Origin of the sequence: Embleya sp. NBC_00896, assembly GCF_045207785.1 — a bacterium.
GTDB lineage: Bacteria > Actinomycetota > Actinomycetes > Streptomycetales > Streptomycetaceae > Embleya.
This window is the reverse complement of sequence record NZ_CP108777.1, coordinates 2,386,352-2,397,603: the sequence shown is the minus strand read 5'-3', so window position 1 is coordinate 2,397,603 and position 11,252 is coordinate 2,386,352. Positions and strand designations below refer to the sequence as shown.

General features: G+C 68.5%; 10 protein-coding genes. 3 read left to right on the top strand and 7 right to left on the bottom strand.

Annotation, left to right across the window (positions count from 1 at the left end):
- Positions 1 to 5: 5 nt before the first annotated feature.
- The 4 genes from OG928_RS44040 to OG928_RS44025 all read right to left on the bottom strand — a co-directional run bounded on the left by OG928_RS44040 (position 6) and on the right by OG928_RS44025 (position 5,417).
- Positions 6 to 539, bottom strand: coding sequence for a hypothetical protein (locus OG928_RS44040; RefSeq protein WP_331767643.1), 534 nt, complete (start codon positions 537 to 539; stop codon positions 6 to 8).
- Positions 536 to 2,314 (bottom strand): nickel-dependent hydrogenase large subunit, encoded by a 1,779-nt coding sequence (locus OG928_RS44035; RefSeq protein WP_331767642.1) that lies wholly within the window; start codon positions 2,312 to 2,314, stop codon positions 536 to 538. Before OG928_RS44035 ends, OG928_RS44040 begins: the two co-directional genes overlap by 4 nt.
- A 79-nt stretch (positions 2,315 to 2,393) precedes the next feature.
- The gene (locus OG928_RS44030) at positions 2,394 to 3,470 is read right to left on the bottom strand and encodes a hydrogenase expression protein HypE (protein ID WP_331767641.1); all 1,077 of its coding nucleotides are present in this window, start codon (positions 3,468 to 3,470) and stop codon (positions 2,394 to 2,396) included.
- A gap of 222 nt (positions 3,471 to 3,692) precedes the next feature.
- Positions 3,693 to 5,417 (bottom strand): enoyl-CoA hydratase-related protein, encoded by a 1,725-nt coding sequence (locus tag OG928_RS44025; protein WP_331767640.1) that lies wholly within the window; start codon positions 5,415 to 5,417, stop codon positions 3,693 to 3,695.
- 576 nt (positions 5,418 to 5,993) lie between these two features.
- Here OG928_RS44025 and OG928_RS44020 point away from each other — a divergent pair.
- The 3 genes from OG928_RS44020 (at position 5,994) to OG928_RS44010 (ending at position 9,376) form a co-directional block, all read left to right on the top strand.
- Entirely contained in the window at positions 5,994 to 7,805 is a 1,812-nt protein-coding gene (locus OG928_RS44020) for a PIG-L family deacetylase (RefSeq protein WP_331767639.1), read from the top strand.
- A gap of 163 nt (positions 7,806 to 7,968) precedes the next feature.
- Positions 7,969 to 8,457 carry an isochorismatase family protein gene (locus OG928_RS44015; RefSeq protein WP_331767638.1) on the top strand — a complete coding sequence of 163 codons (489 nt, stop codon included), beginning with the start codon at positions 7,969 to 7,971 and terminating at the stop codon, positions 8,455 to 8,457.
- Between the two features lie 142 nt (positions 8,458 to 8,599).
- The gene (locus OG928_RS44010; protein WP_331767637.1) at positions 8,600 to 9,376 is read left to right on the top strand and encodes a hypothetical protein; all 777 of its coding nucleotides are present in this window, start codon (positions 8,600 to 8,602) and stop codon (positions 9,374 to 9,376) included.
- A gap of 306 nt (positions 9,377 to 9,682) precedes the next feature.
- On the opposite strand, the gene OG928_RS44005 is transcribed toward OG928_RS44010, so the two are convergent.
- Genes OG928_RS44005 through OG928_RS43995 form a run of 3 tightly spaced genes read right to left on the bottom strand, consistent with a single transcriptional unit; the run spans position 9,683 to position 11,093 of the window.
- Positions 9,683 to 10,540, bottom strand: coding sequence for a class I SAM-dependent methyltransferase (locus OG928_RS44005; protein ID WP_331767636.1), 858 nt, complete (start codon positions 10,538 to 10,540; stop codon positions 9,683 to 9,685).
- Positions 10,541 to 10,567: 27 nt separating this feature from the next.
- On the bottom strand, positions 10,568 to 10,912 hold the full coding sequence (locus OG928_RS44000; protein ID WP_331767635.1) for a VOC family protein: 345 nt from the start codon (positions 10,910 to 10,912) through the stop codon (positions 10,568 to 10,570).
- A 1-nt stretch (position 10,913) separates the two neighbouring features.
- On the bottom strand, positions 10,914 to 11,093 hold the full coding sequence (locus tag OG928_RS43995; protein ID WP_331767634.1) for a CopG family transcriptional regulator: 180 nt from the start codon (positions 11,091 to 11,093) through the stop codon (positions 10,914 to 10,916).
- Positions 11,094 to 11,252 lie beyond the last annotated feature (159 nt).

The following is an 11,252-nucleotide window of genomic DNA, read 5'->3' as shown; positions in this document are numbered from 1 at the left end:
CGCGGTCACCGGGTGCCCTCCCGAGCGAGTTCGGGCGGCCGTGCGCCGATCTGCAACAGCGTCGGCTCGGGCGCGCGCGGCTCGGGTTTCTCGAGTTCGAGGGACGCCACCTCGGGGGCGAAGCACCCCAGTGCCGCCTCGATGCTCTCCCTGGCCGCGTTCTCGGTGCTCGCGCACCCGCACCCTCCACCGCCGTCGGCCAGGCGCAGCCGAAGGGTTCCGGCGTCGGGGTCGAAGGCGACGACCTCGGCCGGATGCGCCGTGACGGCCTTGAGCGCCCGCTCGATGCGGGTGTCGACGTCGTGCGGATGCAGGTCGTGCAACACCAGCAAACCGGTCACCAGCTCGTCGTCCAAGGCCGCCCGAAGGTCACCGCCGGACGCGTCGAGCAGTCCCGTCAGCCGGGCGAGGCCGGCACCGTAGAACTCCATCAGGACCCGCACCAGCTCTTCGGCGGCCGCGCATGCCGCCTGGTCACCGCTCTCCGCGAGGCGCTCGAGGACCTCCTCGACCCTGCGGCCGGTCTGCTCGGCGTTCATCCGCCGAAACCGCTCAGTCCGGTGGGCACGTGCATCTGACGCAACGTCTTGCCGCCGCCGACGTACATGTGCACACCGCAGGGCAGACACGGGTCGAAGCTGCGCACGGCCCGCATGATGTCGATGCCCTTGAAGTTCTCCGGGCTGTTCTCCTCGAAGATCGGCGTGTTCTGTACCGCGTCCTCGTAGGGTCCGGGTGTGCCGAAGCTGTCCCGTACGCTGGCGTTCCACGGCGTGGGTGGGTACGGGTGGTAGTTGGCGATCTTGCCGTCCCGGATCACCATGTGGTGCGAGAGCACACCGCGTACCGCCTCGGTGAAACCGACCCCGACGGCCTCGTTCGGAACCTCGAACTTCTCCCACGTCTGTGTGCGTCCCGCGCGGGCCTCCTCGAGGCCCTTCTCCGCGAAGTGCAGGGCGACGCCGGCGGCGTACGCCTGGAAGTACGTGCGGGCCCGGTTGCGTTCGAGGGTGTTGCTCCACTGCGGAATCCGCCACTCGAACGTGGTCTCGGGCTTGGTCATCGTGCGCGGAAGGTTGATCTGCACGCTGTGGCCGGTGGACTTGACGTAGCCGCAGTCGACGAGGCCGTTCAGGGCGGTGGACCACAGGCGGGCGAGCGGGCCGCCTCCGGTGTCCAGCGCCAGATAGTCCTTGCCGTCGAACCAGCGCGGTGACATCACCCAGCTGTAGTTGCCCTCGAAGTCCCGCTTCTGCGGATCCGGGATGGTGTGCTGGTTCCACGGGTGCCGGGCGTCGACGGGATTGCCGAGCGGGTCGTGGGTGACGAACTGCTCCTGCCCTTCCCAGTCCTTGTAGTAGGAGCTGCCGAGCAGGATCCGGATGCCCAGATTGATCTCGGTGAGGTCGTTGGTGATCAGTTTGCCGTCCACGATGATGCCGGGGCTGACGAACATCCGACGGCCCCAGTCCGTCATGTTGCGATAGGTGAAATCGCAGTGGTCCGGGTCGTTGAGCGCACCCCAACAGCCGAGCATGATGCGGCGCCTGCCGTTCTCCTCGTACCCGGGCAGCGCCTGGTAGAAGAAGTCGAACAGGTCGTCGTGCAGCGGCACCACGCGCTTCATGAACTCGACGTAGCGCATCAGCCGGGTGAGGTAGTCCGTGAACAGTTGCACGCTGGCGATGGTGCCCACGCCGCCCGGGTAGAGCGTGGAGGGGTGTACGTGACGCCCCTCCATCAGACAGAACATCTCCCGCGTGTACCGGCTGACCTGCAGGGCCTCGCGGTAGAACTCACCCTCGATGGGGTTGAGTGCGCGCATGATGTCCGCGATGGTGCGGTAACCGTGGTCGCCGGCATGCGGCGCCTCGGTACGCTCGGCCATCTCCAGCACGCCGGGATTGGTCTCGCGAACCATCTTCTCGCAGTAGTCGACCCCGACCAGGTTCTCCTGGAAGATGTTGTGGTCGAACATGTACTCGGCGGCCTCGCCGAGGTTGATGATCCACTCGGCCATGTGCGGCGGCTTGACGCCGTAGGCCATGTTCTGCGCGTAGACCGAACACGTCGCGTGGTTGTCCCCACAGATGCCGCAGATTCGGCTGGTGATGAAGTGCGAGTCGCGCGGATCCTTGCCGCGCATGAAGACGCTGTAGCCGCGGAAGACCGACGATGTGCTGTAGCACTCGGCGACCCGCTTCTGTTTGAAGTCGATCTTCGTGTGGATCCCCAGGCTGCCCACGATCCGGGTGATCGGATCCCAGGACATCTCCACCAGGCCGTCGCCGGACGATTTCGTCTTCGTTGCCATCGTGTCTGTCGTGCCCTTCTTCAAGCGAGGACGTCGGCGGGCCAGGAGTGGCCGCCGCGCGGTCGTGAGCGTTGGACGATCACCAGGGCGGTCGATAGCCCGTCGTCAGCTCGCGGCGGGTGTGGCGCCACTTGGGTTCCTTGTCGACGGCCTTGGCCGTCATGGCGCGGAGCTTGCGGATCACCACGCCGTACGCGGTGCTGGCGGAACTGGAGACCTTGGCGCCGGGAGGTTCGTCCATGAACGGCATGAACTTGTCGGGGAAGCCCGGCATGGTGCAGGCGATGCAGATTCCGCCGACGTTCGGGCATCCGCCGATGCCGTTCATCCAGCCGCGCTTGGGGACGTTGCACTTGACCACGGGTCCCCAACAGCCGAGCTTGACCAGGCACTTCGGCGAGTCGTAGCTCAAGGCGAACTGGCCCTGCTCGTAGTAGCCCGCCCGGTCGCAGCCCTCGTGCACGGTGGCGCCGAACAGCCATGTCGGGCGCAGCCGGTCGTCCAAGGGGATCATCGGTGCGGATCCGGCAAGCTGGTAGAGAAGGTAGGTCAGGGTTTCCGAGAAGTTGTCGGGCTGGATGGGGCACCCGGGCACGCACACGATCGGCAGGCCCGCCTTGGACTTCCAGTCCCACCCGAGGTAGTCGGGCACACCCATGGCGCCGGTGGGGTTGCCGGCCATGGCGTGGATGCCGCCGTAGGTCGCGCACGTGCCGATCGCGACGACCGCGGTGGCCTTGGGCGTCAGCCGGTCGAGCCATTCGCTCGTGGTGATGGGTTGACCGGTCTCGGGGTTGTCGCCGAAGCCACACCAGTAGCCCTCGGCCTTGATCGATTCGTTCGGGATCGAGCCCTCGACGACCAACACGAACGGATCGAGCTCGCCGCGCTCGGCCTTGAAGAACCACTCGATGAAGTTGTCCGCGCCCTGCACCGGGCCGCACTCGAAGTCGATCAGCGGCCAATGGACGGCGATCTTGGGCAAGCCCGGCAGTGTGCCGGTGACGATGTCCTCGATGCTCGGCTGCATCGCGGCGGTCAACGCCACGGAGTCGCCGTCACAACTCAGGCCGGCGTTGATCCACAGAATATGAACCAGCGGTTCCTCGTCCGGAGGTGGCTGCCCGGCGGGCCCTGCGGCGGTATCGGCGTTCATCGATGCGGCATCCATGCGAATGCCTCCTCAAAAGATGGAAGACTCCGACAAAACGGACCTTGTTCTTCATAGCAGGAACCGGGTCGGATGGGCTTGCGGACTGGGCCGAACAGGTGTGCCGCGGACCGGGTCCGAACCGCTCCTCGGTTGGGTCGGCGGCCGGTGGGTCGGCGGCCGGTGGGTCGCGGTCGCTCCGGGCCGCGGCCGAGTCGGCCACGCGCGTCAGTCGGGAATCGCGGCCGTACCGGACGCCTCGGTCGCGAGGTGCGGCGGTGTACACGGGGCGGGCCCCTTGCGTACGAAGGCGGAGCGCCGCGCGTGGTACGACTCGCCGGGTGCGAAGAAGTTGCGATGCATGGCGGCCAGTTCCTCCGCCCGGTAGTCGGCCAGCGGCTTGGTGGCCTCGTCGCGCTCGCGGATCGCCTTCTTGGTCCCGATCCGGTTCTGCACGTGCGGGTTCGACGCGGTGAGCCGGGCCAGCCGGGCGACCTCGCCCGCGAAGGACTGCGGTCCGACCGCGACGACCCGGTCCACCAGACCCAGCCGATGGGCGGTGGCCGTGGTCACCGGAAGAGCCTGTCGGGTGAGGCGTTCGGCGACGGTCGCTCCGACGCGGCGCGGCAGCGTGTACGTCCAGTACTCCGAGCCGTACAGACCCATCAGACGGTAGTGCGGGTTGAGCAGTGCGCCGTGGCGGCACCAGACTTCGTCGGTGGCCAGGGCCAGCATGACGCCGCCGGCGGCCGCGTTGCCCGCGACGGCCGCGATGGTCAGGCGGTCGGTGGTGGTCAGGATCGCCTCCACGAGATCATCCATCGCATCGATGTTCGCCCAGGACTCGGCGGCCGGATCGGGCGCCGCCTCGATCACGTTGAGGTGGATGCCGTTGGAGAAGAAGTCCCGGCCGCCACCGAGCACCAGGACCGAGGTCGGCCGGGAACACGCGTGCCGGTAGGCGTCGAGGAGTCGCCGGCAGTGGGCCGTGCTCATCGCACCGCCCGGGAAGCCGAATTCCAGGAAACCGACCGGGCCGTCCTCGCGGTAGCGGATGTCGCTCCAGGTGCGGCGGCCCTCGGGCAGCACGAGCGGGGCGGGCACCTCGGGCAGCGGGGGAAGCCCGGCGCCCAGAGCCATGGTCGCCGGCAGCTTGAAGGTCGGCGGACCGCCCGCACGGCGTCGGGGTCGCAACTCCGGAATCCACACCGCGCCGTCGGTCGTCGCCCGGCACAGCGCTCCGGCGCGGGTGGCGATCGGCGCACCGGGACTGCCGCGCAACTCGTCCTCGGCGTGGCCACCGTGGAGAAACCACTCGCCGCCGAGGAAATCGTCCAGGACACCGGGCTGGGAGTCGCCCGCCCGCAGCTTGCGCAACACGGTGTCGGTCGAATCCGTCGACCAGTCGATGCGGCGCACGACTTGGCGGTGATACGGCCTGGTGTGATCGTCGATGTCCCAGCCGGGCCCATGCTGAGGGCGCGGAATATGGGTCCCCGACGCGAATCGCCGCACGGCGAGGAGCACGGCTTCGAGGGCGGCGTCGGAAACCTCGTTGCGGTAGAAGTCGCTCTTGCCGATCGCCGGTGGCAGGGGACAGTCGACCGAGGCCCACACGTCGCCGCCGTCCATGACGTCGTCGGCTTGGAGAACGGTCACGCCCCACCGGGTGTTGCCCTCGTGGATCGCCCAGTCCAAGGACGAGGGGCCTCGGTCGCCGAGCGGTCCGGGGTGCAGGACGAGGCAGGTGTACGCCGACCAGATGTCCCGGGGAATCACGCTCTTGAGCATCGGGGCCACGATCAGGTCGGGCGCGTGCCGGCTCGCGGCCTCCCGAAGCAGGTCGTCGTCGACGCCCGCGCATACCGCCACCGTGTGGCCGCGGTCGCCCAGTTCGGCGAAAACACGCTGGGTCAGACTGTTGAACACGCTCGCGACGAGCAAAATCCGCATGCCATCCTCCGGGCCGCCACCCAGCGGCGAGAGCCGCGAGACCCGACCGGAATCGATCCTCGCCCCATATGCGACCTCCGCAGTCGAGACCCACCGACAAGGTCACCCGATTGAATCTGCCGCCGCCCGCCGAAGGCCCGTCCCGACGCTCTACGACGTGTTCCGACACGGCGCCTCGGGCCGAATGCGCCCGTCGTCGGTGCCGCTGACGAGTCGGCGCGGCTCGGTGGCCGTCAGGGCGATCGGCAACGCCGTCGCCGCCCCGACGGTCAAGCGCTGCCGCCCGCGCACCGTGCCGTCCCCGAGGTCGAGTGCGACGACCTCGCCGCGGTCGACGGCGGCGTTGGCGGGCCGCTCGGCTTCCCGGGTGACGCCGGTGTCTCAGGCGTAGTCTTTTCAAGAGATCGAACGCAGGTTCCCATCGGGCGACCGGCTCTACTTTTCCGACCCGTTTCCGGACGGTGTGTCAAGCAATGAGCACAGAACGCCAACGTTCCTCGCTGAACGGGTCGAATCCACATCAAGCGGTGGCCCGCGGATGACGACGCATCCCTCTCCCAGTCGACGGAGGAAAGCGTGAACACACCCGACGGCTTCATGCAGATCGCCGCGCACCCCGACGACGACCTGTATTTCATGAATCCCGAGATGATCGAGGGGATCCGGGCAGGCGCGGCTTCCACGTCGGTGTTCCTGACGGCCGGCGAGATCCAGGACCCGTTGCACACGCGCCAACTCGGGCTGATGGCCGCGCACGCCGAGGCGGCGCAGGTGCGCGCACCGACCTGGAGCGGTGCGGCGTTGGGGGTGCCGACCTCCCTGGTCGAGGTGTTCACCCTGGACCAGCGCCCCGACGTGCGCCTGGTCTTCATGAACCTCCCCGACGGCACGAGCCTGCCGGGCCTGGCTGCCGGCACCTCCGCTGCGCGGACCGTCAACCCGCGCTCCGCGGTCACCGGCGTCGACGCGGTATTCACGTATACCCGCGCCCAACTCCTGACCGCGCTGGTGACGCTGTTCGACCATTTCACCCCCGGCGTGCTGCGGACGCTCGACGACCTTCCGGACCCGCGCTACGCGAGCGACCACCTCGACCACACCTCGGCCGCGATACTCGCCAACGACGCCGTTTCGCAGTACCAGAGGTCCACGGGTCGCCGCATCCTTGTCACCTCGTATCGCGGATATGGCACCGCGAACTCCCCCGACGACATCTGCTCGACGGAACAGGCCGCGAAGACGGCCGTGTTGCTCGCGTACACGGACATCGCCACGCACGGCGCGACCACCTCGGGTTGGGGGAAGCCGCAATACGTGCGATGGTCCCGCGGCAGCCGCTGGGTGGGGCGGAACGCGGACAACACGCTTCAGGCCTTCGTCGTCGTCGGCAACCAGGTGCTGTTCTGGCGTCAGGCGGCCGACGGCACCTGGGGCAGCGCCCGGAGCCTGCCCTCACCCGGCGGTCCGCCGGCCCCGGGGCTGTCCGTCGCGAACAACCCGGACGGGCGGCTTCAGGTGGTCGGTCGGCGGCTGGACAACCATCGGGTCACCACGATCCATCAAACCTCGGTCAACGGCGATTTCGCCACATCGTGGTCCGACTTCGGCAACCCCAACGACATCGCGGCCCCGGCCAACAGGCCGCGGATCGGCACGCCGATCCTGGTCCGCAACCAGGACGGCCTGCTGCAGATCTTCGTCAAGAACGGCGGCGGCGGCGTCAGCACCGTGGTGCAGACGAACCCGGTCACCGGGGCCTGGGACCTGACCTGGACGGACCTGGGTGGCAGCGGCTTGCAGGACGAGCTCGCCGCCGTGGTGGGCAACGCCGGCCGGATCGAGCTGTTCGGCTACGCGCTGGACGACTCCCGCAACGGCCTGCTGTCCACGTGGTACCAGTCGGCGACCAAAACCGTGTTCGACCGCACCTCGCCGCTGGTCGCGACCAATGTCGCGAGCGGCCCGACCCCGGTGCGCAACGCCGACGGCCGGATCCAGGTGTTCTACCGCGAGGACGGCACCGCCGACGTCGCGGTACTCACCCAGTCCTCCGCGGGCGGCCCTTGGTCGACCGGTCCGACCAACGTGGGCGGCGACGGCGGCACCAGGGAGATCGGCGGGACCACCGTGCTGTCGGACGGCCGCGTCCTGCTCTACGCCCGCAACGCATCGGGCGGTATCAGCATCTGCCGGCAGACCGCCCCGAACGCGGGCTTCGGCAGTTGGACCGCTTTGGCCGGCACGGCCGCCGACACTCCGGCGACCGGCTACGGTCCCGACGGCCGACTCGTCCTGTTCCGGCTGGGTACGGACGCCAACCTGTACGCCGCCACCCAGACCACGAACGCGCCGGACGCGCCTTTCTCCGCATGGCGATTACTCGGCTGAACCGGCCGTGGCGGAACTCCGCCGGAAGGAAACTTTTCCATCCGTCCTCACGACCCTTCGGGCAGGGCGGTTCGCGATGGGTGGAGGACTGCGAGGTGGCGCCGATTCGGTGCGGCCGGTCGCGGCAGGTGACGTCTCGCGGGCTTGGCCTACGATCGTCTCCGTGACCACCGCGCTGATCCTGATCGACCTGATGCCACGCATCGTCGCCTTGCCCGTTGCGCCGCACTCCGGTGAGGAGGTACTGGCGCGTTGTCGTCGGCTGGCCGAGGTGTTCAGGGCGAACCAACGCCCGGTGGTGGCGGTTCGGGTGGAGAGGCCGAATACGAGCGAACAGCCGCCCGGCAGCGACTTCGTCGACGGTCTGGTCCGGCCCGGCGACATCGTGATCGTCAAGCGTACGGTCGGCGCGTTCCACGACACCGACCTGCACGACCGGTTGCGCGAGCGGGATGTGGACACGGTGGTACTCGCCGGGTTGGTCACCACCATGGGGGTGGAGTCCACGGCGCGGGCCGCGAGCGACCACGGCTACGACGTGGAGTTCGTCGCCGACGCGATGTCCGGATTCACGGCCGACGAGCACGACTTCACCGTGGAGAGGATCTTTCCCCGGTTCGGCGCGGTGAACAACAGCGCGGCCTACACCTGAACAACCCGACGCGATGGCCGGCGCGGACCACGGCGCCACCGCACTGCCGTCCCGATCGAGACGGCCGCCGACGGCCGGTGCCGTCACGCTTGTCGGGGCGCGGTGGTAGGACGGGGCTGACTCGTCGTCTTTGGGAGCTCACATGTCATCCGAACCACCCGTGCAGAGTGTGCAGTTGGACGATTCCGCAGAAAGCTGGAGGGGGGAACTCGCCGGCGCGTTCGAAGCACTTCTGGGCCGCCGGCTGGACGAGTTCGATCCGTCGGCGGCGTACGTCCTGTACCACTGGGACGACATGATGTCGGCGGAGTTCTTCGAGTTCTTCGAGGACGCCGACGTGCTCGGGGCGGTGGTCGCACCGGAGGCGGAGGACTTCGAAGCGGACGACTACCCGCTGAGCTGGACGCGTTGGCAACTGGATCTGGGGCGTTCGTTGTTCCTCCTCGAGGGGAACGTCTCGGCCGGGGCGCGGGCCGTCTCGCTGGACGAGTCCCGGCTCGTGGTGAACGGGGCCGATCTGGCGCGGCTGCTGGACGGCGAGGACGTGGCCCCGGACGACGTGTTCGTGACGGTGCTCGCGCGCGTGGCCACCGACGCCACGCTGTTCGACGCCATGCGCGCGGCTACGTGGACCATGGGATCGCCTGCGGACCTGGCGGATTTCCGTACCGACGCCGAGACCGAACCGAAGTGGGCCGCCGCACTCGAACGGATCGACCACCCGGCGCTGCGCGACCACCTTCGGATGCTGTGCCTGACCGCGCAGTCGGCGCGCAGCGCCGGCGGCCTCTACCTGGGCACCGACCACTGCCCGGCAGACCTTCTCTGGCCGGCCGAACAACCCGGCCACACTCTGGTGGCCGCCTGGGAGTTCGGCGAAGGCCAAGCGTCGTCCGCGATCTTCGAGGTCAAGCGCTAGGGCGTGTCTTCAATCCCCCGTCGGGCTCCGCGGCGTCCGGTGCCGTGCATCGGCGTGCCGGAGAAGCAGCCGCATAGTGGTTCTATTCGGCTGTTTCTCCGGTGCGGCGAGGCGAGCGCAGCGAGGAGCCCGAAGGGCGGATGCCGGGCGTCGTGGTGCTCGGCGGGGGATTGAAGACACGCCCTAGGACAGGTCTAGGGTCCCGCACTGCGAAAGGAGGGCCGGATTCCGAACGGATCCGGCCCTCCCGTCAATCGCGCTTCCAGGCTGCGGACACCGCCGGGCGGGCTGTGGAGCGGAGGCGGGTCAGGTAGTGGCTACCAGCAGTTCCTCACCGCTCGACGTGCGAAGGCCATCCGGGCGGCCGGTGAAGTATCGATCGTTGAGCTGGGACGCCGACACGTGCCGGGTTTCCTTGAATCCGGCCTCGTCGGCCATTGCCAGCATCTCCGGCGGCGCGAAGAAGCTGATGAACGGCGTCCCGGCCGCTCTGGCCCCGTTGACCGCGACCTGGAATCCGGCGCGCTTGTCCTCGTCGAGAAGCTCCGGCGGCAGCTGGAACGTCATGGCCAGCGTGGAGCCCGGGGCGAGCGACGCGAGTTGGCGCAGCGTGGCCGCGTTCGCGTCCTTGGTCAGGTACAAGGCGACGCCGGTGGAGGCCACCACGGCCGGCTGGTCCGGGTCGAAGCCGGCAGTCGTCAGTTGATCCCACCACGACCCGCCCGCCTCGAAGTCGAACGGCACCAGTCGCAGCCAGTCCGGGACGCCGAAGCCGAGCTCGGCCAGACGCCGGCGCTTCCAGGCCTGGGGTTCGGGTTGGTCGACCTCGAACACCCGCAGGCGGGAGGCGATCTCGGGCCTGCGCTGGGCGAAGGTGTCCAGGCCGGCGCCCAGGATGATGTATTGGCCGACGCCACGGCCGGCCTGCTCGACGACCAGGTCCTCGATGAAACGGGCCCGGCCCACGATTGCCGCCCGGAACCAGTCGGTCGTGCTCGGGTCCATGTCCGCGCGGCTGCGCCAATCGTCGCCCGGGGCGGCCAGCCGTAAGCCGATCTCGTCCTCGAGCACGTGGGGCGGCGAGTCGATCCGGACGTGCAAGGCCCGCCACAGGGCCACCCGCACCGCCGTGCTGTCCGGCTCCGCGGTCTGTTCGTCAGTCATGATGCGCTTCCTCTCCGTCTCCCGTGATCATCGCTGCGCCGGGGCCTGGAGGCTCCACAGACGCCCGTCGGGGTCGCGAACGGTCATCTCCCTGGTCCCGAAATGGGTGTCCGCGAACGGGGCGACCACCTCGACACCGGTGGCGGGGCGGAACGCATCCGCGTCGGGCACCTTCAGTACGAGCCGCATCTCGGGCTCCTTGTCTTCGGGAACCTCGGCGATGAACAGGTAGGGACCGTCGCCGTTGCGAAGTTGGCCGGAGTTGTGATCCGTCGAGAACTCCAGCTCATATCCCAGCCCTTGGAAGAACTTGGCGGCCTTGCCCCAGTTGTGCGTCTCCAGGAACACGGCCTCGATGCCTTCGGTCGTCATGTCAGTTCTCCTTCTCGGACGATGGCTCTCGTTCACCCTGGGTGTCGTCGAGGTAGGCGCGCAGCGCCGCGGCGACCAACGCCGACAGCGACAGCTCCGACTCGATGGCACGGTGCTTGACCTGCCTGATCAACCCGATCGGCAAGTACACGTTGAACTGCTTCACATCCTCGTCACCCACGACGTCGATGCTAGCAAGCTAGCAAGCTAGCCGTCGACAACTGCCGCAGTACATACCGGTCGGGTGATCGCGAGCCGCTCGGGCGCGGCACTAGCACTCGCCGGACGTCTGTCGGGTTACCTGCGTGCGGCGGTTGCGTGAAGGGACTGCATCGCGCTT

Excerpts from the sequence above, each read along its gene's own strand:
- OG928_RS44040 (WP_331767643.1), bottom strand. The coding sequence starts at position 539 with ATGAACGCCGAGCAGACCGGCCGCAGGGTCGAGGAGGTCCTCGAGCGC.
- OG928_RS44035 (WP_331767642.1), bottom strand. The coding sequence starts at position 2,314 with ATGGCAACGAAGACGAAATCGTCCGGCGACGGCCTGGTGGAGATGTCC.
- OG928_RS44030 (WP_331767641.1), bottom strand. The coding sequence starts at position 3,470 with ATGAACGCCGATACCGCCGCAGGGCCCGCCGGGCAGCCACCTCCGGAC.
- OG928_RS44025 (WP_331767640.1), bottom strand. The coding sequence starts at position 5,417 with ATGCGGATTTTGCTCGTCGCGAGCGTGTTCAACAGTCTGACCCAGCGT.
- OG928_RS44010 (WP_331767637.1), top strand. The coding sequence starts at position 8,600 with ATGTCATCCGAACCACCCGTGCAGAGTGTGCAGTTGGACGATTCCGCA.
- OG928_RS44005 (WP_331767636.1), bottom strand. The coding sequence starts at position 10,540 with ATGACTGACGAACAGACCGCGGAGCCGGACAGCACGGCGGTGCGGGTG.
- OG928_RS44000 (WP_331767635.1), bottom strand. The coding sequence starts at position 10,912 with ATGACGACCGAAGGCATCGAGGCCGTGTTCCTGGAGACGCACAACTGG.